This window comes from Mycobacterium sp. 852014-50255_SCH5639931 (assembly GCF_001665605.1).
Classification (GTDB): domain Bacteria; phylum Actinomycetota; class Actinomycetes; order Mycobacteriales; family Mycobacteriaceae; genus Mycobacterium; species Mycobacterium paraffinicum.
In genome coordinates this window covers 1-26162 of record NZ_LZSV01000039.1, presented here as the reverse complement: position 1 = coordinate 26162, position 26162 = coordinate 1, and the positions used below count along the sequence as shown (strand labels likewise).

The window sequence follows — 26162 nt, the reverse complement described above, 5'->3', positions numbered from 1 at the left end:
CGCATGACGCAACCCGAGGGCCTCCTCCCCCCAATGAAGTGGAACGCTTGGGGCGGCCCCGCCGCGGCCAAGCCGCTCTCCGAGGGGATCCGGGCGCTGTTGAAACAGGCTGTGGGCGTGGAGGATTCCGGCGCCGCCGAGCTGGCGCCCGACCAGGTGCGGCTCCGCCCGTCGGCGTTGGCGCAGGCGCACCGCGACGGGCTGGGCGAGATCGTCGGTGCCGCGTACTGCCGCACCGACGACCGGGATCGGCTGCTGCGCGCCGGCGGCAAGTCCACGATCGACCTGCTGCGCCGCAAGGACGCGGGGGTACAGGACGCGCCCGACGCCATCCTGCTGCCCGGCGACGAAGACGCCGTCGCCACGGTCCTGCGCTACTGCTCCCACCACCGCATCGCCGTCGTTCCGTTCGGCGGCGGCACCAGCGTGGTCGGCGGTTTGGATCCCATTCGCGGCGAGTTCCAAGCCGTCGTGTCCCTCGACCTGCGCCGCCTGGACCAACTGATCTCGCTCGACGAGGTCTCGGGCCAGGCCGTGTTCGGGGCCGGCGTCACCGGCCCGGAGGCGGAACGCTTGCTTGGCGCTCAAGGCTTTTCACTCGGGCATTTCCCGCAGAGCTTCGAATACGCGACGATCGGCGGCTTCGCCGCGACGCGCTCGTCCGGGCAGGACTCGGCGGGCTACGGCCGATTCAACGACATGGTGCGCGGCCTGCACGTGGTCACCCCGGTGGGCACCCTGGACGTGGGCCGCGCGCCCGAGTCCGCCGCCGGGCCCGACCTGCGTCAGATGATGATCGGCTCGGAGGGCGTCTTCGGGGTCATCACCCGGGTGCGGCTGCGGGTGCACCGCACCCCGGAAGCCGTCCGCTACGAGGCGTGGTCCTTCCCCGACTTCCAGACCGGGGCCGCGGCCCTGCGCGCCGTCACGCAAACGGCCACCGGCCCCACCGTCATCCGGCTTTCCGACGAGGCCGAGACGGGAGTCAACCTGGCCACCACCGAGTCGATCGGCGAAAGCCAGATCACCGGCGGCTGCCTGGCGATCACGGTGTTCGAGGGCAGCAGGGAACATGTCGAGAGCCGCCACGCCGAAACCAGCGCCCTGCTGGCGGCGCAGGGCGGAACGTCGCTGGGCGAAGCGCCTGCGCGGGCCTGGGAGCACGGACGGTTTGGCGCACCGTATCTGCGCGACTCGCTGCTGTCGGCCGGCGCACTCTGCGAGACGCTCGAGACCGCCACCGACTGGTCCAACATTCCCGCACTCAAAGCCGCTGTGGCGCAAGCGCTTACCGATGCGCTGGCCGATACCGGCACGCCGGCGCTGGTGATGTGCCACATCTCGCACGTCTACCCCACCGGGGCGTCGCTGTACTTCACCGTCGTCGCCGGCCAGCGCGGCAATCCGATCGAGCAGTGGAAGGCCGCGAAAAAGGCCGCTTGCGACGCGATTATGGCCACCGGCGGCACGATCACCCACCACCACGCGGTCGGTGCCGACCACCGGCCCTGGATGGCCGACGAGGTGGGCGAGCTGGGGGTGCAGGTCTTACGCGCGGTCAAGGCGACCCTGGACCCCGCCGGAATCCTCAACCCCGGCAAGCTGATTCCATGAATCGGCGCGAGATCGCGAAAGTGATCGCGCTGACCAATCCGGTCTCCGGGCACGGCGCCGCGATCCGGGCGGCGGAGCGTGCGATCGCGCGGCTGCACCACCACGGTGTCGAGGTCGTCGAGATCATCGGCGACGACGCGCAAGACGCGCGCTACCTGGTGAGCGCGGCACTGGAGAAGGGCGCCGACGCGGTGATGGTGACCGGCGGTGACGGCGTCGTCTCCAACGCGCTGCAAGTGCTCGCGGGCACCGACGTTCCGATCGGCATCGTGGCGGCGGGGACGGGTAACGACCACGCCCGCGAATTCGGGCTTCCCACAAAGGATCCGGAAGCCGCCGCGGACATCATCGTCGACGGCTGCACGGAAACCATCGACCTGGGCCGGATTCGCGACGAGAACGGGGCCATCAAGTGGTTCGGCACGGTGGCGGCCACCGGATTCGACTCCCTGGTGACCGATCGGGCCAACCGGATGACCTGGCCGGACGGGCGGTTGCGGTATTACATCGCGATGCTCGCCGAGCTATCGCAGTTGCGGCTGTTGCCGTTTCGCATGGTCCTCGACGGGACCCGAGAGATCGATGCCGACATCACGCTGGCGGCCTTCGGCAATACTCGCAGCTACGGGGGCGGCATGCTGATCTGTCCCCACGCCGATCACACTGACGGTCTGCTCGACATCACCATGGTGCACTCGGCGTCGCGGACGAAGCTGGTCCGCCTCTTCCCCACCGTGATGAAGGGCACCCACGTCAACCTCGACGAGGTGAGCACGACTCGGGCCCAATCCGTTCACGTCGAGTGCCCGGGCATCAACGTCTACGCCGACGGCGACTTCGCCTGCCCGCTACCCGCCGAGATCAGCGCTGTTCCGGGCGCGCTGCGGATCCTGCGCCGAGCCGAGGACCGATAGCGGCTAGCCGACTCCCCGGCTGAGCCAGGTCACCTCGCCGACCTCGCCGCCGTCGCGGTACGCCTCGAGGGCGTCGTCCCACGCCGTGCCGAGGACCGTGTCCAGCTCGGCGGCCAGGGTATCGGCGCCCTGCGCCATCAGCGCCCGCAGCCGCATCTCCCCGACCATGACGTCACCGTTGGCGCTCATCGCCCCGCTCCAGAGGCCGAGCTGCGGGGTGTGGCTGAATCGCTGGCCGTCCACTCCCGGGCTGGGGTCCTCGGTGACCTCGAACCGCAGCACCGACCAGGAGCGCAAGGCGTTGGCCAGCCTGGCGCCGGTGCCGACCGGCCCGACCCAGTTGGTGACCGCGCGCAGTTGCCCGGGCATGGCCGGCTGCGGCGTCCAGGTGAGGTTCGCCCTCGCCCCAAGGGTCGACGACAACGCCCACTCGACATGCGGGCATACCGCCGCCGGCGAGGCGTGCACGTACACCACGCCAGTCGTCACGTCGGCGAATTGATTCGACGCACGCATATCCTGCTCCTTCGGTTCCACGAGGGACGTCTTCCCCAACGACCTGGTGGGACCTGTAGGCAGGATCTGCTAACTATTTGTGTGTCGTGCGTGTCTATTGTGCCTTGTGATGCCCGTGTTGCGCTAGTGTGCATTTTCCATTAGCCGTATTCGGCTATCACGGCATCGGAAAGCGCAGGCCAGGGCCGCAGCGCCCACTCCCCGAAATCGCGGTTCGTGAGGGCCACCAGCGCCAGGTCACGTTCGGGATCTGCCCAGATGAAGCCGCCCGCCTGGCCGAAATGGCCGTACGTTCGCGGCGAGTTGCGCGCGCCGGTCCAGTGCGGCGATTTGGCGTCCCTGATCTCGAAACCCAGCCCCCAGTCGTTGGGCCGCTGCACGCCGTAGCCGGGCAACACCCCGTCCAGGCCCGGAAATTGCACCGTGGTCGCCTCGGCGTGCAGTTCGGCCGAGACGGTCGACGGGCGCAGCAGGTCGACGGCGAAAGCCGCCAGGTCCGCCACCGTGGACGTCGCCCCGAACCCGGCAGCCGGCGCGCCACCGTCCAACCGGGTGGCGGCCATGCCCAGGGGTTCGCAGACCGCTTCGGCCAGGTAGCTTCCGAACTCGATGCCGGATTCGCGCTCCACGACCTGGGCCAACACGGTGAAGCCGTGGTTGGAGTAGATGCGCCGCGCCCCGGGGGCGGCCAGCACGTGATCGTTCTGCAGAGCCAGGCCCGACGCGTGCGCCAGCAGGTGGCGGATCGTGGCCCCCGGCGGGCCGGCAGCGGTGTCCAGGTCGACGACACCCTCTTCGACCGCTACGTGCACGGCGCGGGCGACCAGCGGCTTGGTCACCGAAGCCAGCTCGAACACCCGCTCGATGTCGCCGTGGCTGGCCAGCACCCCGTCGGGTCCGATCACCGCCGCGGCGGCGACCTCGACCGGCCAATCAGCGAGCGCGTCGAGGGCCGCCATCACTTCCGAGCGATGTAGTAGTTGTTGATCGGGTCGGACTCGATCTCTGCCACCCGCACGTCGTCGAACCCGGCATCGCCGAGCATCTCGGTGGCCAGCTGTGTCCCCCAGGCGGTGCCCAGCCCGGCGCCGTCCAGCGCCAGCGACACCGTCATGCAGTGCATCAGCGAAGTGGTGTACAGGTAGGTGCTCATCGGGATGCCGACGTTGTCCTCGAGCCGGCTCGACGCCTTGATGTCGGCCATCAGCAGGACGCCGCCGGGACGCAGGGCGCGGTGGATGTTCTCCAACACCTGCGCCGGGTGGGCCTGGTCGTGGATGGCGTCGAACACGGTGATGACGTCATAGGCGTCCCGCTTGTCCAGCTCCGCCAGGTTGTGGCGTTCGAAGGTCGCGTTCGCCAGACCGAGGTCGGCCGCCTCGCGGGCGCCGACGGCGATCGCCTCGTCGGAGAAGTCGATGCCGGTGAAGCGGCTGGCCGGGAACGCCCGCGCCATCACGTTGACCGCGTGGCCGCTGCCGCAGCCGAAGTCCGCCACGTCGGCCCCCGAGCGCAGGCGTTCGACGAGACCGTCGACCAGCGGCAGCACCACATCGACCAAAGCGTTGTCGTACACCACGCTGCTCTGCTCGGCCATCAGCGCGTGGAACCGGGGGAACTCGCTGTAGTGCAAGCCGCCGCCCTCGCGGAAGCAGCCGATGATTTTCTGTTCGACTTCGGCGAGCTGCGGAACGAACAGGGCCACCAGGGCCAGGTTGTCCGGCCCGGCCGCCCGGGTCAGCACGCCGGCGCGGTGCGCGGGCAGCGAATAGGTGGCGGAGTCGGGGTCGTACTCGACGACGCGCCCGGTCGTCATGCCGGCCAGCCACTCGCGCACGTAGCGCTCGTTGAGGCCGGCCGCTTCGGCGATCTGCGCGCTGGTGGCGGAAGCCAGGCCCGCCATCGTGTCGAGCAGGCCGGTCTGGTGCCCGATGCTCAGCAGTAGCGTCAGGCCGGCGCCGTCGATGGCCGCGGCGATTCGTCCGCTGAACTCGTCACTGGATTCCGAGGCGATCTCGGGTGCCGTCATGGTCAGCGACGGTACACCGTAGGTTGATGGCCATGAGTCAGACAGTGCGCGGCGTGATTTCACGAAAGAAGGGCGAGCCCGTCGAACTGGTGGACATCGTCGTCCCGGACCCCGGGCCCGGCGAAGCCCTGGTCGACATCATTGCCTGCGGGGTGTGCCACACCGACCTGACCTACCGCGAGGGCGGCATCAACGACGAATACCCCTTCCTGCTCGGCCACGAGGCCGCCGGCCGGGTCGAGGCGGTCGGCCCCGGCGTGACCGCGGTCGAGCCCGGTGACTTCGTCATCCTGAACTGGCGGGCCGTCTGCGGCCAGTGCCGGGCCTGCAAGCGCGGCCGCCCCCACCTGTGCTTCGACACCTTCAATGCCGCGCAGAAGATGACGCTGACCGACGGCACGGAGCTGACCCCCGCGCTGGGCATCGGGGCGTTCGCCGACAAGACCCTGGTCCACGCCGGCCAGTGCACCAAGGTCGATCCCGCCGCCGACCCCGCCGTCGCCGGCCTGCTCGGCTGCGGGCTGATGGCCGGCATCGGCGCGGCGATCAACACCGGCGGCGTCACCCGCGACGACACCGTCGCGGTGATCGGCTGCGGCGGCGTCGGCGATGCCGCGATCGCCGGTGCCGCGCTGGTCGGGGCCCGGCGCATCATCGCCGTCGACACCGACGACACCAAGCTGGACTGGGCCCGCGAGTTCGGCGCCACCCACACCATCAACGCCCGCCATGCCGACGTCGTGGAGGCGATCCAGGACCTCACCGACGGGTTCGGGGTCAACGTCGCCATCGACGCCGTCGGCCGGCCCGAAACCTGGAAGCAGGCCTTCTACGCCCGCGACCTCGCGGGAACCGTTGTGCTGGTGGGTGTTCCGACGCCCGACATGAAGCTCGAGATGCCGCTGATCGACTTCTTCTCGCACGGCGGGTCGCTGAAGTCGTCGTGGTACGGCGATTGCCTGCCCGAACGCGACTTCCCCACCCTGATCGACCTCTACCTGCAGGGCCGGCTGCCCCTGGAGAAGTTTGTCTCCGAGCGAATCGGGCTAGACGACGTCGAGGAGGCTTTTCACAAGATGCACGGGGGCAAGGTGTTGCGTTCGGTGGTGGTGCTCTGATGGTGAACATCGAGCGGGTGGTGACCCACGGCACCTTCGAACTCGACGGCGGCAGTTGGGAAGTCGACAACAACATCTGGCTGATCGGCGACAACTCCAACGTGGTGGTGTTCGACGCCGCCCACGACGCGGCGCCGATCGTCGAGGCCGTGGACGGCCGCCACGTGGTCGCGGTGGTGTGCACGCACGGTCACAACGACCACGTGACCGTCGCGCCGGAACTGGGCAAGACCCTCGACGCGCCGGTTCTGCTGCATCCGGCCGACGAGGTGCTCTGGCGAATGACGCATCCGGACAACGACTTCCGCTCGCTATGCGACGGCGAGACGCTGAGCATCGGAGGGACCGAGCTGCGGGCAATGCACACCCCGGGCCATTCCCCGGGTTCGGTGTGTTGGTATTCCCATGACCTGGGCGTCGTGTTCAGCGGGGACACCCTGTTCTCCGGCGGCCCGGGCGCGACCGGCCGCTCGTATTCGGATTTCCCGACGATCCTGCAGTCCATTTCCGAGCGGTTGGGCAAGCTGCCCGGCGAGACGGTGGTGCACACCGGCCACGGCGACAGCACCACCATCGGCGACGAGATCGTCCACTACGAGGAGTGGGTGGCCCGCGGCCACTGAGCCCGCGCCCGCGCCGTAGGGCCACGGCCGTCACACCAGCACCAGTTCGGCACCACCATGCGGTCGAGCGTCGTCGATCGGCCGGAAACGGACGCGTGCCTCACTGTCGCGGCAGATTGGCGGCCACCACCGCGCGGCGCCGGGTACGGCCCAACCACAAACCGGACATGATCGAATCGGCCAGCCCCACCACGAACAGCCCGACGAACAGCCACACCAGAAAGTCCACGGAACTCTTGTGCCCGAAGGCCAGTCGCGGGTTGATATAGCCGTTGACCTGCCCGTCGGTCGTGATGTTGTAGGTGCCGCCGGCCGCAATCCGAGCCACCCACACCCGCACGTGCGCGTCGTTGTTGACCGTCGTTGTGCTGCCGATGCTTTCGGTCACCACGGGCTGCGCCACGCCGTCGGGTGGCGCGAGGGTGACCCCCAGCGGCGGCACGGGCAGCCCGCGGTCGGGACTGCTGATGACGACGGTGTGCAGGCTGATGGTGACGTCACCGGCGGGCAGGTAGAGGCTGCCGGAGCCCGGGACCGGCACCTCGCCGTACGCGTTGTACTTGTCCAGGAAGAACGCGTTGAGCACCAGGGCGACGATGAAGCCGCCCACCGACACGACCATCAGCGTGACGGCGGCGGCCAGCGAGATCTTGGCGAGCCGCCTGCTGTTCATCCGAGCAGTGTGGCACCGCGGGCCGGGCGCTGCCAGCGTACGAGCGCAACGCCGAGGACGACGAAGGCCAGTATCGGTACCCAGTCCCCCAGCCGTTGGTAGGGCGTGACACGCGATCCCAACGGCACGCTCACCACGGTCACGCCCCGGAAGTCCGACGGGCACCACGCCAGCCGGTGGCCTCGCGCGTCGAAGGCCGAACTGTCGCCGGACAATCCGGCGTGCACGGCCGGGCGGCCCGCCTCGACGGCGCGCACCGCCACCTGGGCGGCCAGCTGCGGCTGCGCCCAAGTCCCCTGGTACGACGACGTGGAGCTCTGATACACCAGCAGCTCCGCACCGAGTCGCGCCTCCCGGCGGGCTAGGTCGGAGAACAGGGTCTCGTAGCTGACCAACGGGCCGATCCCCAGTGCGCCGGCGTGCAACATGACGGGCCCGGTCCCACGTTGCCGGTCCTCGGCTGCGGCCCTGCTGTGGCGGGTGATCCAGCCGAAAAGCGGTCGCAGCGGCACGTATTCGCCGAACGGCACCAGCCGGGTCTTCCGGTACGTGCCCAACGATCCGCCCGGCCCGATGAGGACCGCCGACTTGTAGATCCCGCCGCCGGGCGCGGGCGCGTCGACGTTGACCAGCAGGTCCGCCCCCACCCGCCGGGACAACTCGGCAAGCCGCGCCAAAACCTCCGGGTGACCGGCGAGATCGGAGCCCACGCTGCTTTCACCCCAGACCACCAAGTCCGGACGCTGAGCCGCAACCGAAGCGGTGAGCTCCTCGGCGAGGGCCTGGCGCGCGCCCGAGTCGGCGATGTCGCCCGGTTGCACCAGCGCCACCCGCACCGCGGCGCCGCCCGCGGGCGACGGGCCCAGCAGGTACCAGGCCGGACCAAGGGCCGCGCAGGCCGCCGCGCATCCCAGCGCGACGAGCCGGCGGGATATCTCGCGGTGCACCACCACGCCCACCAGAGCCGTATTGACGGCCGCCACAAGGAAACTCGTCAACCACACCCCGCCCAGCGACGCCGAGGCCAGCGTGACGGGCTGAGCGGACTGCGACGCGCCCAGCGACGCCCACAGGCCACCCAGCGGCGGCCACGACCGCACGGCCTCGGCCGCCACCCACGCGCAGGGCAACACCACCACCGCGGCGACCGTCCGCCCCGGGCCAACGGGCGCGGACAGCAATCGATGCGCCAACCACCCCCACGGCAGCCAGAGCGCACCGAAAGCGACGGCCATCACCGCGAGCAACGGGCCGACGAACGTCAGCAGCCAGTACTGGGTGGCCAGCACGAATCCGGCGACGCCGAGCCAGGCCCGCACGCAAGCCTGAACCGGCGTTGAAGCGGCCCGCACCAACAGGAGCAACGGCACCAGACCGAACCAGGCCAGCCACCACCACGACGGCGCGGGAAAGGCGAGCGCGGGCAGCGCGCCCACGACCAACGCGGCCGCCCAGCCACGGATGCGCTGTCGACGAGCCGACACAAAGAGCACACTATGACGGGGCGCACACGAAGGGAGCGATACGTATGGCCAACGATCTTGTCGCCACGGTGCCCGATCTGTCGGGCAAGCTGGCAATCGTCACCGGCGCCAACAGCGGCCTGGGGTTCGGACTGGCCAGGCGTCTCGCGGCCGCCGGTGCCGACGTCGTCATGGCGATCCGCAACCGCGCCAAAGGGGAAAAGGCGATCGCGGAGATCCGCGACACCGTCCCCGACGCCAAGCTGACCATCAAGTCGCTGGACCTGTCGTCGCTGGCCTCGGTCGCCGCGCTGGGGGAACAACTCAACGCCGAGGGCCGCCCCATCGACATCCTGATCAACAACGCCGGCGTCATGACCCCGCCGGAACGCGACACCACCGCCGACGGTTTCGAATTGCAGTTCGGCAGCAACCATCTCGGGCATTTCGCCCTGACGGGGCACGTGCTGCCGCTGCTGCGCGCGGCGGGCAAGGCGCGCGTCGTCTCGCTGAGCAGCCTGGCCGCCCGCCAAAGCGGCAAGATCCACTTCGACGACCCGCAGTTCGAGAAGTCCTACGCGGCCATGTCGGCATACGGCCAGTCGAAGCTGGCGGTCCTGATGTTCGCCCTCGAGCTGGACCGGCGCAGCCGCGCGGCCGGCTGGGGCATCATGTCCAACGCCGCGCATCCCGGCCTGACCAAGACCAACCTGCAGATCGCCGGACCCTCGCACGGGCGCGAAAAGCCCGCGCTGATGGAGCGGCTGTACAAGGCGTCCTGGCGCTTCACGCCGTTTTTGTGGCAGGAGATCGACGAGGGCATCCTCCCGGCGCTCTACGCGGCCGCCGCGCCGCACGCCCAGGGCGGCGCGTTCTACGGGCCCCAGGGCTTCTACGAGGCCACCGGCGGCGGGGTGCGGCCGGCCAAGGTGCCCGCGCCAGCCCGCAACGAGGCTGACTGTCAACGACTTTGGGAGCTCTCCGAGCAGCTCACCGGCGTCAGCTACCCGAAGCCGACCTGACGACTATCGTTGGGACATGCGGCCTGAGCCTCGGATGCCCGAATCGAGCATTGTGGTCCGGCCGGAGCCCGTTTATACGCAGTCGTCGCGGCTGCAGGCCGCCGGGTTGGGCCCGGCCATCGCGTTGTTCGAGCGGGCCGCCGAGCAGGTGCCGCTACCCAAGCCCCCGCAGCCCATCGTCATCGCCGACTACGGCGCCGCCAACGGGCACAATTCGCTCAAGCCGATGTCGGCGGCGATCGCGATCCTGCGTCGGCGCACCCGGCACGACCACGCAATCCTGGTGGCGCACACCGATATTCCCGACAACGACTTCTCGGCGCTGTTTCACACCCTGTCCGACGACCCGGAGAGCTACCTGCACCTGGACGCGGCGACGTTCGCGTCGTCGATCGGCCGGTCGTTCTACGACCAGATCGTGCCGTCCAAGACCGTCAACCTGGGCTGGTCGTCGTGGGCGGCGCAGTGGCTGAGCACGATGCCCGCCGAGGTGCACGATCACTTGCACATCTCCTACAGCCACGACGACGCCGCGCGCGCGGCGTACGCCGAGCGGGCGGCCCTGGACTGGCACAACTTCGTGGCGTTCCGCGGCCGCGAACTGGCCCCCGACGGGCGCCTGGTGGTGATGACGATCGCCCTCGACGAGGACGGCACATCCGGCTTCCCGACGCTGCTCGACGCGATGATCGAGGCGCTGCATGCACAGGTCCGGGACGGGCTGCTGCACCAGGAGGAGCTGCGCCGGATGACCATTCCCACATTCGCCCGCAGCGAGAAGGACTTTCGCGCCCCGTTCGCGCCCAGCGGACGCTTCGAAGGCCTGACCATCGACCATCTCGAGATGTTCAACGCCGAGGATCGATTCTGGGTTCGGTTCCAGGCGGACCGCGACGCCGAGGCCTTCGGCGCTCAGTGGGCGGCCTTCGCCCGGGCGGCGCTGTTCCCCGCGCTGGTGCGCGGGCTGGATGAGGGAGTGCGCGACGCGCGGGCTGGCGAATTCGTCGACCAGCTTCAGGGCGCGGTCGCGGCGCAACTGTCAAGCGCACCCGAGCCGATGCGGATTCCTCTGGCGCTGGTCGAGCTGGTCAAGCGCGAACGATCCCTCTCGTGAGAGTTTCGACACAACGCCGCAACGGGTAACCCCTGCAAATCGCGACCTGCGATGGCGAGGGGGTAGACGCATGAGCGTGCAGGACGATAAATCGGCCGACCAGCACACCGATCAGGAACCGGATCAAGACACCGATCAGAAGCTGACGGAAAAGCCGGAGCCGGACGAGGACGACAAAAAGAAGGCCTCCGAGATGATGGAGGCCTACAAGGAGAAGCCCACCATCGTGCTGCCCGGCACCGGCGGCAGCGTTTCGGGCACTGCGGTCAACGACTGGTTGGACGAGGACGGCAATCCCAGGCACGAAGTCCCCGACAACGCCGGTTCCGGTGACCAGGCCAAGGCCGACGAAGGCCAAGCCGAAGCCGACGAGGGTCGCGACGAGCAAGCTCTGAAGGACCAGATCGAGAAGGACAAGGCCCTGAACGAGAAGCTCAAAGAGGCCGCGAAAGCGGAGAACAAGGGCGAAAAGGACTGACCTACCGGGTCGTTCCCAGCTGAGGGCCCAATTGGGGGATGCCGCTGATGCCCAAGTCGCCCCCGATCCCTTGAATGAGTTGATTGATCCGGTCCAGCCCCGGGATGGATTCGTTCAGGCCGGGCACCGGCGGGACGGGCGGTACCTGCGGAATCGCCGGACGCGCGGGCGCGGCCGCCAGCGGCGGCGCATGCTGCGGTTTCGCTGACGGGACGCTGGTAGACGGCGTCTCGGTCTGGGCGGGCGGATTGGTATCCGTCGTCGACGGCGCGGGTGCCTCTTCGCTGGGCGGGGGCGCCTGAGCGGTCGCGGTGTTGGCCGGCGGAGCGGGGACCGGACTGCTGGTCACGCCCGGCGCCGGGGTCGTCGCCGATTTGTTCGCCGAGGTCAGGCCGATCGTGACTGCGGTCCCGACGAGCGCCACCCCCGCGGCCGCCCCGACAATTGCCGCCAGCACCGGCAGGCGAAACAGGCGGCGCTTGCGCGTCGCGCTCGCGGAATCGGCAGCGGGTTCGTCGGCGACGGCGGGCTCCACCTGCGCGGCGGTCGCCGCTTGGGGTTGGTTGCCGGTCTGCGACCACGCTTGCACGGGCGCGGCGCCGGCTGTCGGCCAGGCGGGCGCCGCCTGCGCCGTCGCGGTCGCTTCGGGCGGCCGGGTGCTTGGGACCGCCCGCGCGGTCGCCGTGGCGGGCGCGGCCGGGGCCGACGCCGTCGCGGCGCTCTCACCGGGCCCATGCGCCGCCCGCAACGCGGCGCCGGTGGCCGCCGTCAGCTGCGGGCGCGGCGTGGTGATGACCGGGACGCGGAAGTACTGCGACAGCGTGGTGGTTATCGCGGGGATGTTCGCTCCACCGCCGGTGGACACCACCGCTACCAGGTCCTGAATGCCATTGCGCGCCAACGCGTTTTCCAACACGGCCACGAACCTGTCCAGCGGGGTGCGGATCGCCTCGTCAAGCTCGTCGCGGGTGACGCGGACTTCGCCGGTCAGCCCGTCGCTCAGCGTGGCCGCCGTGGTCGAGGACAGCTCCTCCTTGGCGCTTCGGCACGCGGTGCGCAGCCGGCTCAGCGAGCCGATCGCCACGGTGCCCGCCGGGTCGAAGGCGGCGGTGCTCGGCATGTTGGAGATGACGGCGCTCAGCAGGGCCTGGTCGATCAGGTCGCCCGAGAAATCGTGCAGCCGCAGGGTCGGGGCCAGCGCCTGATAGTCACCGTCGGCGCGCATGAACGTGACGCTGGTGCCGCTGCCGCCGAAGTCGCACACCGCCACCGTCCCGTGGGCCGGTATGCCGGGGGCGGTTCGCACGGCCAGCAGCGTCGCCGCGGCGTCGGGAATCAGCATCAGCGGCCGCGCCCGGTTGGACCATTCGGCCACCGAGCTCAGCGCGGTGCCCACCGCGTCGACCGCCGGCGACGGCCAGTGGGCGGGATAGGTGACGGCGACGCTCTCGGGCAGGGTGCGCCCGCCGGTCACGCTGTAGGCCAGCGCCCGCATGGCGTCGGCGATCAATTCCTCGCTGCGGCGTACCGACCCGTCGGCCGCCACCACTCCGCGGGGATCGGAGATGCGATTGACGAACCCGGTGATCACCAGGCCGGGCTGGTTGAGCCGCGGGTTTTCCGCGGGGATGCCGACCTCCGGCGCGCGCTCCGGATACAGCGTCAGGACGGGCTTGCGGGTGATGGCCTTCTCGGCGGCGACCGCCGCCAGGTTGGTAGTCCCGATCGACAGGCCCAGCGCGGTCCCAGCTCCATTGGCCATATGTCCCAACCCCAACTTCAGCAACTCGCAAACCAGGCTAGCCGTTAGTGTGCCGCCGAAACCTGTACCGAGTCTCTGCGGCACCTATGTGCACGCTGTGCGCCGGTCACCGGATGTTGCCCGCCCCGGCGATTAGGGGCAGGTCAAGCGGCGTGATCCAGCCCGGCCGCAGCTCGTTGACGGCCGGCACGGCGTTGAGGGCCCGCATCCCGGTCGCCAGGCAGCCGGCCGTGGCCGCGTCGCGGCCCGAGCCGTCGGTGAACCGGAACGCCGTTTCCTGGAAGACGCTCGGCGTGCCCTCGATCTCCACCCGGTAGACGTCGTTGTCGTGGCCGGAGGGCCAGTCAGGGGCGGCGTCAAGGCCGATCCGGTTGACGTGTTCAAGCTGAATCCTGGTCTCGCCCTTGTAGATTCCGTTGATGGTGAACCTGACGGCCGCCACGTGCCCGGGTTTGATGACGCCCTTGACGGTGTTGCGCTCGGTGGGCGTCACCCATTTGTCCCACGTGGTGGTGATCTCGTCGAGCATGATGCCGGCCGCGTGGGCGATCATCGGGACCGTGGCGCCCCACGCGAAGATCAGCATGTTGGAGTCCTCGAGCAACGGGCTGTATTCGGGCTCGCGGCCGATGCCCATCTCGACTTCGTAATCGCCCTCGTAATTGGTGTAGTCCAGCAGTTCGGACGCCCGCACCCGGCTCACCTCCGAGCACAGGCCCATCAGCGTCATGGGGAACAGGTCGTTGGCGAATCCGGGGTCGATGCCGGTCGTGAAGCAGGACGACTCCCCCAGCTCGCACGCCTCGGTGATGGGCGCGATCCACTGCGGCGGGTTGAGGTGCATGGTCGGCCACACCCACGGGGTCATCGCCGTCGAGCACACGTCGATGCCCGCGCGGAGGAAGCGGGTGATCAGCGCGATGTTCTCCTTGGCGTGCATCGCGGTCGGGCCGTAGTGCACCAGCGCGTCGGGCTTCAGCGCGATCAGGGCATCGATGTCGTCGGTGGCGATGATGCCCGTCGGCCCGGGCAGCCCGCCGATGTCGCCGACGTCGCGCCCGACCTTGTCGGGATTGCTGACGCCGACCCCCACCAACTCGAACAGCGGATGCTTGACGATTTCGGCGATCACCATCTTGCCGACGAAGCCGGTGCCCCAGACCACCACACGCTTTGAGCCGTGTTCCGACATACTCACCTTTCCGTAGCAGCCCCCGTGGGACTAACACTAGAACGGCTTTCGTTAGGGCGGAAAGCTTCCGTAGCACCGCGCGTGGTGACACGATGCAAATCATGACGAAGCATGTGCGCGGGCTTTCGATCCTGTTCGCCGTGGGCGTCGGTTGCGCAGGGACGGTCCCCGGCGTGGCCCACGCGATCCCCGAGATGCCCCACGCCCGTTACGAGGTGACCGGCGCCGGCGTCGCGCAGTACCTCGTGTATCAAACGGACGCCGGTCAACTCCACCAGGTCAACGCGCCGCTGCCCTGGTCGACCGAATTCACTTCATTCGGGGGCCAGGTGTTCGTGATCAGCGCGCAGGGGGTGGGCCCCATCCGCTGCCGCATCCTGCTCGACGGCAACGTGGTCGCCGATGCGCAATCGGCCGGCGGCAGGACCGTCTGTGCGCACTAGCGGTTTCCTAGGAGGTAATCGGTGAGTCTCAAGACGGGTATCGCGACGCGAACCAACGGGGCGCCACCGCCCGAGGTGCCCCTCTCCGAGATTCACCTCGATTCGCTGGACTTCTGGGGGCTCGACGACGACTTCCGCGACGGCGCCTTCGCGACCCTGCGCCGGGAGGCCCCGCTGTCGTTCTGGCCCGCGATCGAGATGGAGGGATTCGAGGCGGGCGAGGGCTATTGGTCGCTCACCAAGCACGACGACGTTCACTTCGCCAGCCGTCATCCGGAGATCTTCAGCAGCACGCCGAACATCACGGTCAACGACAACGCACCGGAGATCGCCGAATACTTCGGCTCGATGATCGTGCTCGACGATCCGCGACACCAGCGGCTGCGCTCGATCGTCAGCCGGGCATTCACCCCGAAGGTGGTGGCCCGCATCGAGGCGTCGGTGCGCGAGCGGGCCCGCCGGCTGGTTTCGTCGCTGATCACCAACCACCCCAACGGGGAAGCCGATCTGGTCACCGAGCTCGCCGGGCCGCTGCCGCTGCAGATCATCTGCGACATGATGGGGATCCCCGAGGAAGACCATCAGCGAATCTTCCACTGGACCAACGTGATTCTCGGGTTCGGCGACCCCGACCTGACGACCGACTTCGACGAATTCCTGAAGATCTCGATGGACATCGGGGCGTACGCCACCGCGCTCGCCGAGGACCGCCGCGTCAACCACCACGACGACCTGACCACCAGCCTGGTCGAAGCCGAGGTGGACGGCGAACGGCTGTCGTCGGCGGAGATCGCGTCGTTCTTCATCCTGCTGGTGGTGGCCGGCAACGAGACGACGCGCAACGCGATCAGCCACGGCGTGCTGGCGCTGTCCCGCTACCCCGACGAGCGCGACAAGTGGTGGGCCAACTTCGACCGGCTGGCGCCGACGGCGGTCGAGGAGATCGTGCGGTGGGCCTCGCCGGTGGTCTACATGCGACGGACCCTGACCCGCGACTTCAAGCTGAGCGGCACCAAGCTGGCGGAGGGCGACAAGGCCGTGCTGTGGTACAACTCGGCCAACCGCGACGAGTCGACGTTCCCCAACCCCTGGCTGTTCGACGTGGCGCGCACACCCAACCCGCATTTCGGCTTCGGCGGCGGCGGGGCGCATTTCTGCCTGGGCGCCAACCTCGCCCGCCGCGAGATTCGGGTGATATTCGACGAGTTGCGCCGCGAGATTCCCGACATCGTCGCGATCGACGAACCCGCGCGCCTGCTGTCGCAATTCATCCACGGCATCAAAGCCCTGCCGGTCGCCTGGACCCCGCCGCGCGGTTAGCCGTTCATGACCATTCCCGCGTTCCCGCCCGCGGAGGTGCTGGCCGCCCGCGAGAAGCTCGTGCTCGACCATTTTCACGACGAGGTCCGCCAGGCGTGGGACGACGTGCTGTCGACCTTCCCGCATCCGCGCTACGAGCTGATCCCGCAGATGATCGTGCACGACGGCGACACCGCGGTGCGCGACTACTACGCCTAGACGCGGACCGCGTTTCCCGATCAGGACCACGAGATCATCGCGCTGCGGCACAGCGCCGACGCGGTGATCGTCGAGTTCTGGTTGATGGGCACGCATCTGGGTTACCTGGGCAAGGTTCCGCCCACCGGCAGCCGGTTCCGGGTCCGCATGACCGCCTACTTCGTCTTCAGTAACTTTCAAGACACCGAAACGCTTGTCTGCGAACGCATTTACTTCGACACACTGACCATGATCAAACAGCTGCTCGGCGGCCTCGACATGAAGAGGCCGGCGAACTGGCTGCTGGCCGCGCGCTGCGCTTGCGGATTCCTCTCGATGTCCTCGGAAAAGCCCGACCCCGCGCTGGTGAGTGCCTAAACTGCACTGCATGCGGGCCCTTTACCCGGCCTGCGGCCTGACCGCCGCGGCGATGTTGGGTTTGTGCGCGACGGCCACCGCCGCGCCGTCGCCGCCGGGCTCGCACACCGAGAAGTGGATCGACCTGCAGACCGGCCAGTGCGTGGCCGACCTCCCGCCGCCCGACCTGAGCCGCGTGACCGTCACCGTAGTCGACTGTGCGACGGCACATTTGGCCGAGGTGTACCTGCGCGCGCCGATGGCCGTGGACACCGCGGTCGCCAGCATCGCGAACCGGGATTGCGCCGCCGGGTTCGCCCCGTATACCGGGAGACCCGTTGGCGGCAGCCTGTTTTCGATCACCTACCTGATCGACTCGAATCAGGATCGCACCGGGGCCAATCCCACGCCCAGCACCGTCATCTGCCTGCTGCAGTCGGCCAACGGGCAGCCGCTGACAGGGTCGGCGCACCGCTGATCAGCAGCCGAGTTGCCGTGCGAGGTCGAGGAAGTCGGACGCGTTGATGTCGAACTCGTCGGAATAGACAACGTCGGCCTCGCCGTCGACACCGAACTCCAGCGGCCGCGCGACGAAGGCGGTCCGGAAGCCCAGCCGGCCCGCGGCGCGGATGTCGTACTTGTGGCTGGCGACCATCATGATCTCGTCGGGGCTCAGGCCCAGGTAGGTGGCGGCCATCCGGTAGATCGCCGGGTCGGGCTTGAACACCCCGGCCATCTCCGCGGCGAAGACCGCGTCCCAGGGCAGGCCCGCGCGCTTGGAGATCTCGATGACCGTCGACACGTCGGCGTTGGACAGGGTGGCCAGCGTGTAGGCGGTTCGAAGCCGGGTCAGCCCAGGGATCACGTCCGGCCAGGGCTTCAGCCGCCGCCAGGCCAAGGTGAGTTCGTCGCGTTCGGCGTCCGAAAACGGGACGCCGCAATCGTCCAGCGCCCGCCGGTACACCGAGTGCACCGACACCCATCCGGTCTGCCGACCTTGGGCGTCCTCCAGCGCAGTGAAGTAGCCTGCGCGCCAACGCCGCACCACGTCGGGCCAGTCGACGTCGGGGTGGCGGCCCGCGCTGATCCGCCGCGCCTCGTCGCAGACGGTCGAATGAAAGTCCGTCGCCGTGCCTTGCACGTCGAACAGCAGCGCCTTGACCACACGCGCAATCATGCAACCTCGGGCGCTGATGAATCTACGATGTCCTGGTGGCCGACTCCGCCGACGAGCACGAGCCCGACTACCGGCTCACCTTCGCCAACGAGCGGACGTTCCTGGCCTGGCAGCGCACCGCGCTGGGCCTGCTCGCCGCGGCCGTCGCCGTCGTCCAGCTGGTCCCGGAGTTGGGGGTGCCCGGCGCGCGCCGCGCGCTCGGCGCGGGTCTTGCGCTGCTGGCCATTCTCACCAGCGGGATGGGGCTGCTGCGCTGGCAGCAGGCGGATCGCGCCATGCGCCGCGGCGCCCCCTTGCCCCGTCATCCCTCACCGACCTACCTCGCCGTGGGTCTGACCGTGGTGGGGCTGATCGCGCTCGCGTTGGTGATCGCCAAGGCGGTCATGGATTGAGCGGCTCGACGGCCGATCGCGGCAGCCAGGCCGAACGGACGACGCTGGCCTGGACACGGACGTCCTTCGCCTTCCTGGGTAACGGCGCCCTGCTGATGATCAAGAACCTGCACGGTTCGGTCGGGCCAAACGCATTCATCCCCGCCGCTTTGGCCGGCGCCGTGGCCCTCGCGACGTTCGTGATCGCCGTGCGCCGGCAACGCACGCTGCAGCGGCAGCCCCTGCCGAAGCGACTCACACCCCGGCGCCAGGTGCACGTCATCGGAATGGCCGTGCTGACCCTCATCGTGGTGACCACGCTCGCGCAACTCATCTAGCCGGGTGTTCGCCCGCACAGCGGACCGAAGCGTCCGCGCGGTCTTGGGCTACGAATCACGGGAGTGAACAGCTGCCTGGCGCTAGGCTACCGATCGATGACGGGACCGCCCACGCCCAGCAAGGACCTGGACGCGCTGCTGCAGAAGGTCGCGCGCGGGGACCGCGACGCGTTCGCCGCGGTTTACGACCTCACAAAGAGTCGGGTGTACGGAATGGTCATGCGGGTCCTGCGCGATTCCGGCTACAGCGAGGAGACCACCCAGGAGGTCTACTGCGAGGTGTGGCGGACGGCGCCAGGCTACGACGCCAGCAGAGGCTCGGCTCTGTCGTGGCTGCTGACCATCGCGCACCGACGGGCGGTCGACCGGGTGCGGACCGAGGAGGCGTCCGGAAGGCGGGATACGCGCTACGCCGCGGCCAGCGCCGACCCCGCCAGTGACGTCGTCGCCGATTCGGCGATCGCCGGCGACGAGCGCCGCCGCGTCGTCGAATGCCTGGGCGCGTTGACCGACACGCAGCGGGAGTGTATTCAGTTGGCTTATTACGACGGGCTCACCTACAGCCAGGTGTCGGATCGCCTGGCCGCGAATCTGTCGACGATCAAGTCACGCATGCGCGACGCGCTGCGCGCCTTGCGTAACTGCCTGGAAGTGCCATGACCGAACCGAACGAATTCGAATTGCTCGAGCTCGCAACGCCATACGCGTTGGATGCCGTGTCGGATGAGGAACGCGCCGAAATCGAGCGACGGGTGGCGGCCGCGCCACGATCGGTGGCGGCGGCCTTCGACGATGAAGTCCGTGCCGTCCGCGAGACGATGGCGGTCGTCTCGGCGACGACGGCCGTCGAACCGCCGGCGCGCCTGCGGGCCGCGACGCTGGCGGCGATACCTGCACGCGATGAGCGCAAGTACGGTTGGCGCACCGCAGTTTTGGCGTCCGCGGCGGCAGCGGTGGTGGTCGGTGCCGCCGCATTTGGCGTCGGGATCCTGATGCGCCCGCACCCGCCGTCGACCATCGCCGAGCAGGTTTTTGCGGCCCCGGACGTGCGCACCGTCTCCGGCCCGCTCGGCAATGGCACTGCCACCGTTGTCTTTTCCCACGACCGCAACGCCGGTGTGCTGGTGATGAACAACGTTCCACCGCCGAAGCCGGGGACCGTCTACCAGATGTGGTTGCTGAGCGACAAGGGCCCGACGTCGGCCGGGACGATGGGCACCGCGGCGGTGGCGCCGTCGACCACCGCGACGCTCACCAACCTCGGATCGTCTACCACCCTGGCGTTCACCGTCGAACCCGGTACCGGGTCGCCGCGGCCGACCGGAACGATACTGGCCGCGTTGCCCCTCGGCTGAATCTCAACTCTGACCCGTCCGCGGCCTCGTCGTCTCCGAATCACTCCTGTCCGGTCGAAAGGCGGCGCTAGGAGCCGCTTATGGAGAAGGAGTAGAAACGCGATGATCAGCGTTCGGGGCAGGACAATCGCCGCGGCAGGGCTCGCGACGATTGCGGTAGTCGGTTTCTCGGGGTGTTCGAACAACAAGTCGGCGTCTGAGCCGATGACCAGCAGCAGCATGGCCACAGTCACCAGCAGCATGGCGGCTCCGGCGACGACGTCGGCCGCGGCCGATCCGGCGGCCGACCTCATCGGTGCGGGCTGCGGCGACTACGCCAAGCAGAACCCCAGCGGCCCCGGGTCGGTCGCCGGGATGGCTCAGGACCCGGTCGCCACGGCGGCTTCCAACAACCCCATGCTGACCACGCTGACGTCGGCGCTGTCGGGCAAGCTGAACCCGAACGTCAACCTGGTCGACACGTTGAACAACGGCCAGTACACGGTTTTCGCGCCGACCAACGCCGCGTTCGACAAGCTGCCGGCGGCCACCATCGACAATCTCAAGACTGACTCGCAGCTGCTCAAGAGCATCTTGACTTACCACGTGGTGCAGGGTCAGGCAAGCCCGATGAAGGTCGACGGTGACCACACGACCCTGCAGGGCGCCAAGCTGACCGTGACAGGTCAGGGCAACGACCTCAAGGTCAACAACGCCGGGTTGGTGTGCGGCGGGGTGCACACCGCCAACGCGACGGTGTACATGATCGACACGGTGCTGATGCCGCCAGGCCAGTAGCTCGCCTGCGAATCAGGGATGAACAGCCCGGCTTCGGCCGGGCTGTTTTTCTCTGCGGCGGAACCAATCCGCGGCGCCCCTGGCAGCGAATGACTCTCATGCTCACCATTGCGCTGATCGGCTTCGTCGGAGGTCTCATCACCGGCGTATCGCCGTGCATCCTGCCGGTACTGCCGGTGATCTTCTTCGCCGGCGCGCAGGGTCGCGCCGATGACCCTGCCCCACAACCGGTTTCCGGCGCAGGCGTAAATGTCGCGGTCAGGCCGGAGCGCACGTCGCGCAGTGCGCGCCCCTACCTCGTCATCGGCGGTCTGGTGCTCAGCTTCACCGCGGTCACGTTGGCCGGCTCGACACTGCTGTCGCTGGTGCACCTGCCGCAGGACGCTATCCGCTGGGTCGCCCTGGTCGCCTTGGTTGCCATCGGTCTCGGCCTGATCTTCCCGCGGGTCGAGCAATTGTTGGAGCGTCCGTTTGCGCGTATCCCGCAAAAGCAGTTGGGGTTTGGTGGCGGCGGGTTCGGTCTCGGTCTGGCGCTGGGCGTGCTGTATGTCCCGTGCGCCGGGCCCATTCTCGCCGCGATCGTGGTGGCCGGCGCCACGGCTCCCCTCGGCCTGCGCACCGTGGTGCTGACTAGCACCTTCGCGCTGGGCGCCGCGCTGCCGTTGTTGGTCTTCGCGTTGGCGGGCCATCGGGTGGCTCAACGGGTGGGAGCGTTTCGACGCCGGCAGCGCCAGATCCGGGTCGCGGCCGGGATCGTGATGATCGCGCTCGCGGTCGGACTGGTGTTCAATGTTCCCGCGGCTCTGCAACGGGCCGTTCCCGACTACACCAGCGGGATGCAGCAAAAGTTGGCCACGGACCGCGGGGTCCAAGAGAAGCTCAACCTTGGCGGCATCGTCAACGACCAGAACGCGCAGTTGTCCAATTGCAGCGACGGCGGTCGGGAGCTCGAAAGCTGCGGCCCGGCACCCGATCTCAAGGGCATCGCCGGTTGGCTGAACACGCCCGGCAACCAACCGATCAGCCTCGCGTCCCTGCGCGGCAAGGTCGTGCTCATCGATTTCTGGGCGTACTCCTGCATCAACTGCCAACGCGCCATCCAGCACGTCGTCAACTGGTACAACGCCTACCAGGGCGACCGTTTCGAGGTCATCGGGATCCACACCCCTGAGTACGCGTTCGAACAGGTGCCCGGCAACGTCGCCAAAGGGGCCGCCGACCTGAGCGTCACATACCCGATCGCCTTGGACAACGGCTACTCCACGTGGACGAACTACCGCAACCGTTACTGGCCCGCGGAGTATTTGATCGACGCCACCGGCCAGGTGCGCCACATCAAGTTCGGCGAAGGCGACTACAACGTCACCGAGGATCTGATCAGGCAGCTGCTCGTGGCGGCGCATCCCGGGCTCAAGCTGCCGCCCCCCTCAGATGCGAGCAGCTCGACCCCACAGGACAAGACCACACCCGAGACCTACTTTGGCGTCGGGAAGGCCGTCAACTACGGCGGCGGCGGGATATACGACGAAGGCACAACCACTTTCGATTATCCGCTCACTCTGGCCGCCGATAGCTTCGCTCTGAAAGGTCCGTGGTCGCTGGATTACCAAGGCGCCACCGCAGCCGGCAACCAGTCCAGCATCAGGTTGAATTACCACGCCAAGAACGTCTACATCGTCGTCGGTGGCACGGGATCCCTCACGGTCACCCGTGACGGACGATCCGTCGCGATTCCGATCAGCGGGCCGCCGACGTCGCACCAGATCGTCTCCGGCGAGCAGCCGCAATCGGGGACTCTTGAGGTTCGCCCCGACCAAGGGCTGCAGGTGTATTCGTTCACGTACGGCTGAAACTTCCAACCCCGCACCAATCCGAAGGTGTCCGGGCTCCGAATGACTCATCAAATGTCCGACAAACCAAAGGAGTCAAAGGCGATGAAATCACACAGGACGTCGGTTGCAGCGAAAGGATTCGCGGTAGCGGCGATGCTCGGTCTGGGTGTGGTGACCGCTCCAACGGCGGCGGCGGCCGACCTGGTGGGCCCCGGCTGCTCTGACTACGCGGCGGCCAACCCCAGCGGCCCGGCATCAGTGGAGGGAATGTCGCAGGTTCCGGTGACCGTAGCGGCGTCCAACAATCCGGCGCTGAGCACCCTGACCTCGGCGCTGTCGGGCAAGCTGAACCCGAATGTCAATCTGGTTGACACGCTGAACAACGGCCAGTACACGGTCTTCGCGCCGACCGACGCCGCATTCGGCAAGCTGCCGGCACAGACGATCGACGAGCTGAAGACGGATTCCAGGTTGCTGACCAGCATCCTGACCTATCACGTAGTGCCGGGCCAGCTGAGTCCGGCCAGGGTCGCCGGCTCTCACAAGACCGTTCAGGGCGCGAACGTCACCGTCACCGGACAGGGCAACGGCCTCAAGGTCAACAACGCGGGTCTGGTCTGTGGTGGCGTGCCCACCGCCAACGCGACGGTGTACATGATCGACACGGTGCTGATGCCGCCGGCGTGAGCACGTAATGGCTCACCATTCGCCACACCAGTCTCGCCGAGCAGTGACGTATCCGATCACATCCCGGGTCGAGGCTGGTGTGGCGGATTCTGCACAGCGCTGGGCAGCGACTGGTGTGTGGCCGAGTCGGCGACCGAACGCGCGGGGGCGCCGAGGTCCCCCAGCACGAAGGCAAATGTGATCGCTAGGCAAGCGCATCCACGGCACAGTGTTTCCATTGGGCCACTTCGTCTTTCGCATCGGTTGCGGGCGCAGTCCGCGTTTTCTGCTAACGACCCGGTTACCCCGCTCCTGCGCGAGTAAACAGCACGGTGTGAGTTCGCAAGAATCGCCACGAGTCCCATCCGCCACATCCGTCGCTGGAAGCAGGCGATGCCCTCTTTGCCCGCCTCACAACGACAAGATGACGAGCGCCCGCGTTGTCGCTCAGAGGCGGGCAAACAGCCGACCGCTTCCCGGGCCGGGGCTGCTGCGGCAGATGTGACGCTAGGCCATCACGTAATCGCTGAGCGGGAACCTCTCGGCTTCCCGCACCGAGTTCAAGGTCGACGTCGGCCGCAGCAGTGATGCCTCACCGCCGGGGCTGAAGTAGTACGAGCGCGACGTGGCGCAGTTGCCGGAGTAGAACACCGAGCTGTCCAGCCGTTTGGTCATCCGCTTCATGAACTGGTCCATGGCCTCTTCGGTCACCTCGAAGGTGGTCGCACCGCGGCGCTTGACCTCGCCGAGCAGGCGGCCCATGTGCCGCATCTGGTATTCGATGGTGTGGAAGAAGGACAGTCCGGAAAAGGCGAACGGGCTGGCCAGGCTCAGGTAATTGGGGAAGTACGGCATGGTAACGCCCTGATAAGCCTGGAACCTGGTCTCCCGCCACCACTTTCCGAGGTTGCGGCCCTTGCGGCCGACCACCTCGATAGCCGGGAAGTTGGCCTCCCACAGGTCAAAGCCGGTCGCCAACACCAGGGTGTCGATGACGGTCTTACGCCCGTCGACGGTGACGATGCCGTCGGCCTCGATCCGTGCGATCGAGTTGGTCTCCAGGTGCACGTGCGGCTTGGTGAACGCGCGGTAGAACTCGTTGGAAAAGGTTGGCCGCTTGCAGCCGAGGTCGTAGTCCGGCGTCAACCTGGCGCGCAGTTCCTGGTCCCGGATCCACCGGAATCGGTTGATCTTGGCCAGGTCGGCGGCGGAGATGTTCCCCCGCCCGCGGAACTCCCGGACGTGCAGCGCGCAGACCACCATGATGATCTCGAGGATGACGTCGGTCACCCACCGCAGCGCGCGCTGCGCCGCCGGCACCCGCGCAAACAGGCGCCGCACCGCGGGGGGAAACCCGAAGTCGAACTTGGGCATCACATGGGTCGCGGTGCGTTGGTACACGGTCAGTTCCGCAGCCCGTTCGGCCAACTCCGGAATGACCTGTACCGCGGACGCCCCGGTCCCGATGACCGCGATCCGGCGGCCCCGGTACCGGAAGTCGTGGTCCCAGGCGGTCGTGTGGACCACCTTGCCCTCGAAGCTCGCGATCCCCGGGATGTCCGGCATGCGCGGCTGCGACAGGAAGCCCGTCGCGGTGATCAGGAAGCGGGTCGCCAACGTTTCGCCACCGGCCAGCGCTACCCGCCAAACTTCGGCGTCCTCATCCCACTGGGCGCCTTCCACCGTCGAGTTGAACCGCATGTGGCGGCGCACGTCGTACTTGTCGGCGACGTCCGCGGCGTACTGCTTGACCTCGCGGCCCGGCGCGAACAGCCGCGACCAATCCGGCTTGGGCTCGAACCAGTACGAGTACGTGGTCGACGGGATGTCTACGGCGATGCCCGGGTAATGGTTGACATGCCAGGTGCCGCCGAGGTCATCCTCTCGGTCGAGGATGACGAAGTTGTCATAGCCCAGGCGCTTGAGCTGGATCGCGGCACCGATGCCGCCGAAGCCCGCGCCCACGATGACTGCGTCGAAACGGTTCGTGTCCACAACCCTGCTCCGTGCTTACTAGCTCCGCTTATACCCAAAGAACTTTGACTAATCTTACGGAATTCTAATAAAGCGTGGCGCGACACGCACACCGTGTGACCTTACTGACACCGTCGCGCGCAACTGGCAAACGACCCGTTCCTTCGCGGTTGCCCCCCAGTGCTGGTCACACGCATGCGGTTAACCATCGCTGACGTGCACGCCGACGGCTGCCGGGCTGGGCGTGCCCGGGCACCGGCCGGGGCGAAAGTCACCTCTTTGAAACCTGTTTCACCCGTGGCCATGTCGTCACCTTCCCGCGTCTGCGATGTTGCGATTTCAAGCGGTCGCCGGTCCGGTTACCCTTGTCAACGGCACCCAAACGACGGCTCAAGCTTTTCCGCTACGTGGCTCCCGGCCGTTCGGATGGATGCCATTTCGGTGCATCGACACGCGGCCCTCATCCGGCGCTTGTCGACGCGCCGCGTTATACAGGAAACGATGGCGGGTCTTTGACCGAATGACAGTTGGGGAGGCACTCCTATGGGCATCAGTCGCCGCGGCATGATCGCACGTCAATTCATCCGTTCCCTTGCTCCCGCAGTGGTTGCGGCTTCCGGCCTCGGCGCGTCGGCCATCACCGGCTCTGCCCTCCCCTCCGCCGCCGCCCAGTGTCCGGACGTGCAGGTCGTGTTTGCCCGCGGCACCGGTGAAGCCCCCGGCGTCGGCCCCACCGGACAAGCGTTCGTCGACGCCCTGCATTCGCGCATGGGAACCAAATCCTTCGACGTCTACCCGGTCAACTACCCCGCCAGCGACCAATGGGACACCGGCGTCGACGGCATCAGAGACGCCGC

The 26162-nt window shown here is 68.1% G+C and carries 27 protein-coding genes and 1 pseudogene; 19 read left to right on the top strand and 9 right to left on the bottom strand.

Annotated features, from left to right (window positions below):
• Positions 1-33 precede the first annotated feature (33 nt).
• Together A5758_RS23660 and A5758_RS23655 are read left to right on the top strand one after the other, a co-directional pair.
• Entirely contained in the window at positions 34-1614 is a 1581-nt protein-coding gene (locus tag A5758_RS23660; protein ID WP_369816484.1) for an FAD-binding oxidoreductase, read from the top strand.
• Positions 1611-2528: a diacylglycerol kinase gene (locus A5758_RS23655; RefSeq protein ID WP_067209314.1), complete on the top strand. Its 918-nt coding sequence runs from the start codon at positions 1611-1613 to the stop codon at positions 2526-2528. Before A5758_RS23660 ends, A5758_RS23655 begins: the two co-directional genes overlap by 4 nt.
• A 3-nt stretch (positions 2529-2531) precedes the next feature.
• On the opposite strand, the gene A5758_RS23650 is transcribed toward A5758_RS23655, so the two are convergent.
• The 3 genes from A5758_RS23650 to A5758_RS23640 form a co-directional block, all read right to left on the bottom strand.
• Positions 2532-3044 carry a DUF3145 domain-containing protein gene (locus tag A5758_RS23650; protein ID WP_067209402.1) on the bottom strand — a complete coding sequence of 171 codons (513 nt, stop codon included), beginning with the start codon at positions 3042-3044 and terminating at the stop codon, positions 2532-2534.
• A gap of 140 nt (positions 3045-3184) precedes the next feature.
• The gene (locus tag A5758_RS23645) at positions 3185-4003 is read right to left on the bottom strand and encodes a serine hydrolase (protein WP_067745174.1); all 819 of its coding nucleotides are present in this window, start codon (positions 4001-4003) and stop codon (positions 3185-3187) included.
• A complete protein-coding gene (locus A5758_RS23640; RefSeq protein WP_067745173.1) occupies positions 4003-5073 on the bottom strand; it encodes a class I SAM-dependent methyltransferase in 1071 nt (356 codons plus the stop codon). The genes A5758_RS23645 and A5758_RS23640 overlap by 1 nt, the downstream gene beginning before the upstream one ends.
• Before the next feature lie 32 nt (positions 5074-5105).
• On the opposite strand from A5758_RS23640, the gene A5758_RS23635 reads away from it, so the two are divergent.
• Positions 5106-6191, top strand: coding sequence for an S-(hydroxymethyl)mycothiol dehydrogenase (locus A5758_RS23635; protein WP_067745172.1), 1086 nt, complete (start codon positions 5106-5108; stop codon positions 6189-6191).
• The gene (locus tag A5758_RS23630; RefSeq protein ID WP_067209330.1) at positions 6191-6814 is read left to right on the top strand and encodes an MBL fold metallo-hydrolase; all 624 of its coding nucleotides are present in this window, start codon (positions 6191-6193) and stop codon (positions 6812-6814) included. The genes A5758_RS23635 and A5758_RS23630 overlap by 1 nt, the downstream gene beginning before the upstream one ends.
• 100 nt (positions 6815-6914) lie before the next feature.
• On the opposite strand, the gene A5758_RS23625 is transcribed toward A5758_RS23630, so the two are convergent.
• Both A5758_RS23625 and lnt read right to left on the bottom strand, forming a co-directional pair.
• Complete coding sequence (locus A5758_RS23625) at positions 6915-7487, bottom strand: hypothetical protein (protein WP_067209333.1); 573 nt, start codon at positions 7485-7487, stop codon at positions 6915-6917.
• Positions 7484-8929 (bottom strand): apolipoprotein N-acyltransferase, encoded by a 1446-nt coding sequence (lnt, locus tag A5758_RS23620; protein WP_067745169.1) that lies wholly within the window; start codon positions 8927-8929, stop codon positions 7484-7486. Before lnt ends, A5758_RS23625 begins: the two co-directional genes overlap by 4 nt.
• A gap of 86 nt (positions 8930-9015) precedes the next feature.
• Here lnt and A5758_RS23615 point away from each other — a divergent pair, with 86 nt between their 5' ends.
• The 3 genes from A5758_RS23615 to A5758_RS23605 all read left to right on the top strand — a co-directional run bounded on the left by A5758_RS23615 (position 9016) and on the right by A5758_RS23605 (position 11564).
• Positions 9016-9972 carry an SDR family oxidoreductase gene (locus tag A5758_RS23615; RefSeq protein WP_067745166.1) on the top strand — a complete coding sequence of 319 codons (957 nt, stop codon included), beginning with the start codon at positions 9016-9018 and terminating at the stop codon, positions 9970-9972.
• A gap of 16 nt (positions 9973-9988) precedes the next feature.
• Positions 9989-11086, top strand: coding sequence for an SAM-dependent methyltransferase (locus A5758_RS23610; protein ID WP_067745163.1), 1098 nt, complete (start codon positions 9989-9991; stop codon positions 11084-11086).
• 70 nt (positions 11087-11156) lie between these two features.
• Positions 11157-11564 (top strand): hypothetical protein, encoded by a 408-nt coding sequence (locus tag A5758_RS23605; protein WP_067745160.1) that lies wholly within the window; start codon positions 11157-11159, stop codon positions 11562-11564.
• A gap of 1 nt (position 11565) precedes the next feature.
• Here A5758_RS23605 and A5758_RS23600 read toward each other — a convergent pair whose 3' ends face one another.
• Positions 11566-13326 (bottom strand): Hsp70 family protein, encoded by a 1761-nt coding sequence (locus tag A5758_RS23600; RefSeq protein ID WP_067745157.1) that lies wholly within the window; start codon positions 13324-13326, stop codon positions 11566-11568.
• Between the two features lie 106 nt (positions 13327-13432).
• Positions 13433-14518, bottom strand: a complete 1086-nt coding sequence (locus tag A5758_RS23595; RefSeq protein WP_067745154.1) for a dihydrodipicolinate reductase — start codon at positions 14516-14518, stop codon at positions 13433-13435.
• A 101-nt stretch (positions 14519-14619) separates the two neighbouring features.
• On the opposite strand from A5758_RS23595, the gene A5758_RS23590 reads away from it, so the two are divergent.
• The 4 genes and pseudogenes from A5758_RS23590 to A5758_RS23575 all read left to right on the top strand — a co-directional run bounded on the left by A5758_RS23590 (position 14620) and on the right by A5758_RS23575 (position 17293).
• Positions 14620-14961 carry an MmpS family transport accessory protein gene (locus tag A5758_RS23590; RefSeq protein WP_197503900.1) on the top strand — a complete coding sequence of 114 codons (342 nt, stop codon included), beginning with the start codon at positions 14620-14622 and terminating at the stop codon, positions 14959-14961.
• Between the two features lie 21 nt (positions 14962-14982).
• Positions 14983-16281 (top strand): cytochrome P450, encoded by a 1299-nt coding sequence (locus A5758_RS23585; RefSeq protein WP_067209360.1) that lies wholly within the window; start codon positions 14983-14985, stop codon positions 16279-16281.
• A gap of 6 nt (positions 16282-16287) precedes the next feature.
• Positions 16288-16836: pseudogene (locus tag A5758_RS23580) on the top strand (ester cyclase).
• 52 nt (positions 16837-16888) lie between these two features.
• Entirely contained in the window at positions 16889-17293 is a 405-nt protein-coding gene (locus A5758_RS23575; RefSeq protein ID WP_231987387.1) for a hypothetical protein, read from the top strand.
• Here the strand turns inward: A5758_RS23575 and A5758_RS23570 are convergent, their stop codons facing one another.
• Entirely contained in the window at positions 17294-17992 is a 699-nt protein-coding gene (locus tag A5758_RS23570; protein WP_067745148.1) for a haloacid dehalogenase type II, read from the bottom strand.
• A 35-nt stretch (positions 17993-18027) separates the two neighbouring features.
• On the opposite strand from A5758_RS23570, the gene A5758_RS23565 reads away from it, so the two are divergent.
• The 7 genes from A5758_RS23565 to A5758_RS23535 all read left to right on the top strand — a co-directional run bounded on the left by A5758_RS23565 (position 18028) and on the right by A5758_RS23535 (position 23352).
• Complete coding sequence (locus tag A5758_RS23565) at positions 18028-18384, top strand: YidH family protein (RefSeq protein ID WP_231987385.1); 357 nt, start codon at positions 18028-18030, stop codon at positions 18382-18384.
• Entirely contained in the window at positions 18381-18701 is a 321-nt protein-coding gene (locus tag A5758_RS23560; protein ID WP_067745141.1) for a DUF202 domain-containing protein, read from the top strand. Before A5758_RS23565 ends, A5758_RS23560 begins: the two co-directional genes overlap by 4 nt.
• A gap of 96 nt (positions 18702-18797) precedes the next feature.
• Complete coding sequence (locus A5758_RS23555) at positions 18798-19361, top strand: sigma-70 family RNA polymerase sigma factor (protein ID WP_067745137.1); 564 nt, start codon at positions 18798-18800, stop codon at positions 19359-19361.
• Entirely contained in the window at positions 19358-20056 is a 699-nt protein-coding gene (locus A5758_RS23550; RefSeq protein WP_067209384.1) for an anti-sigma factor, read from the top strand. Before A5758_RS23555 ends, A5758_RS23550 begins: the two co-directional genes overlap by 4 nt.
• 102 nt (positions 20057-20158) lie before the next feature.
• On the top strand, positions 20159-20833 hold the full coding sequence (locus A5758_RS23545) for a fasciclin domain-containing protein (RefSeq protein ID WP_067745133.1): 675 nt from the start codon (positions 20159-20161) through the stop codon (positions 20831-20833).
• Between the two features lie 98 nt (positions 20834-20931).
• Positions 20932-22683: a cytochrome c biogenesis protein CcdA gene (locus A5758_RS23540; RefSeq protein WP_067745130.1), complete on the top strand. Its 1752-nt coding sequence runs from the start codon at positions 20932-20934 to the stop codon at positions 22681-22683.
• An 84-nt stretch (positions 22684-22767) separates the two neighbouring features.
• Positions 22768-23352: a fasciclin domain-containing protein gene (locus A5758_RS23535; protein WP_067745127.1), complete on the top strand. Its 585-nt coding sequence runs from the start codon at positions 22768-22770 to the stop codon at positions 23350-23352.
• 486 nt (positions 23353-23838) lie between these two features.
• Here the strand turns inward: A5758_RS23535 and A5758_RS23530 are convergent, their stop codons facing one another.
• Entirely contained in the window at positions 23839-25326 is a 1488-nt protein-coding gene (locus A5758_RS23530; protein WP_067209395.1) for an NAD(P)/FAD-dependent oxidoreductase, read from the bottom strand.
• A gap of 543 nt (positions 25327-25869) precedes the next feature.
• On the opposite strand from A5758_RS23530, the gene A5758_RS23525 reads away from it, so the two are divergent.
• Positions 25870-26162, top strand: a 293-nt coding sequence (locus A5758_RS23525; RefSeq protein ID WP_369816483.1) for a cutinase family protein, incomplete at its 3' end; no start/stop codon positions are given.

Coding starts and splice junctions, on each gene's coding strand:
- A5758_RS23660 (WP_369816484.1), top strand. CDS start 34: ATGAAGTGGAACGCTTGGGGCGGCCCCGCCGCGGCCAAGCCGCTCTCC.
- A5758_RS23655 (WP_067209314.1), top strand. CDS start 1,611: ATGAATCGGCGCGAGATCGCGAAAGTGATCGCGCTGACCAATCCGGTC.
- A5758_RS23650 (WP_067209402.1), bottom strand. CDS start 3,044: ATGCGTGCGTCGAATCAATTCGCCGACGTGACGACTGGCGTGGTGTAC.
- A5758_RS23645 (WP_067745174.1), bottom strand. CDS start 4,003: ATGGCGGCCCTCGACGCGCTCGCTGATTGGCCGGTCGAGGTCGCCGCC.
- A5758_RS23640 (WP_067745173.1), bottom strand. CDS start 5,073: ATGACGGCACCCGAGATCGCCTCGGAATCCAGTGACGAGTTCAGCGGA.
- A5758_RS23635 (WP_067745172.1), top strand. CDS start 5,106: ATGAGTCAGACAGTGCGCGGCGTGATTTCACGAAAGAAGGGCGAGCCC.
- A5758_RS23630 (WP_067209330.1), top strand. CDS start 6,191: ATGGTGAACATCGAGCGGGTGGTGACCCACGGCACCTTCGAACTCGAC.
- A5758_RS23625 (WP_067209333.1), bottom strand. CDS start 7,487: ATGAACAGCAGGCGGCTCGCCAAGATCTCGCTGGCCGCCGCCGTCACG.
- A5758_RS23615 (WP_067745166.1), top strand. CDS start 9,016: ATGGCCAACGATCTTGTCGCCACGGTGCCCGATCTGTCGGGCAAGCTG.
- A5758_RS23610 (WP_067745163.1), top strand. CDS start 9,989: ATGCGGCCTGAGCCTCGGATGCCCGAATCGAGCATTGTGGTCCGGCCG.
- A5758_RS23605 (WP_067745160.1), top strand. CDS start 11,157: ATGAGCGTGCAGGACGATAAATCGGCCGACCAGCACACCGATCAGGAA.
- A5758_RS23600 (WP_067745157.1), bottom strand. CDS start 13,326: ATGGCCAATGGAGCTGGGACCGCGCTGGGCCTGTCGATCGGGACTACC.
- A5758_RS23595 (WP_067745154.1), bottom strand. CDS start 14,518: ATGTCGGAACACGGCTCAAAGCGTGTGGTGGTCTGGGGCACCGGCTTC.
- A5758_RS23590 (WP_197503900.1), top strand. CDS start 14,620: ATGACGAAGCATGTGCGCGGGCTTTCGATCCTGTTCGCCGTGGGCGTC.
- A5758_RS23575 (WP_231987387.1), top strand. CDS start 16,889: ATGTTGGGTTTGTGCGCGACGGCCACCGCCGCGCCGTCGCCGCCGGGC.
- A5758_RS23570 (WP_067745148.1), bottom strand. CDS start 17,992: ATGATTGCGCGTGTGGTCAAGGCGCTGCTGTTCGACGTGCAAGGCACG.
- A5758_RS23555 (WP_067745137.1), top strand. CDS start 18,798: ATGACGGGACCGCCCACGCCCAGCAAGGACCTGGACGCGCTGCTGCAG.
- A5758_RS23550 (WP_067209384.1), top strand. CDS start 19,358: ATGACCGAACCGAACGAATTCGAATTGCTCGAGCTCGCAACGCCATAC.
- A5758_RS23545 (WP_067745133.1), top strand. CDS start 20,159: ATGATCAGCGTTCGGGGCAGGACAATCGCCGCGGCAGGGCTCGCGACG.
- A5758_RS23540 (WP_067745130.1), top strand. CDS start 20,932: ATGCTCACCATTGCGCTGATCGGCTTCGTCGGAGGTCTCATCACCGGC.
- A5758_RS23535 (WP_067745127.1), top strand. CDS start 22,768: ATGAAATCACACAGGACGTCGGTTGCAGCGAAAGGATTCGCGGTAGCG.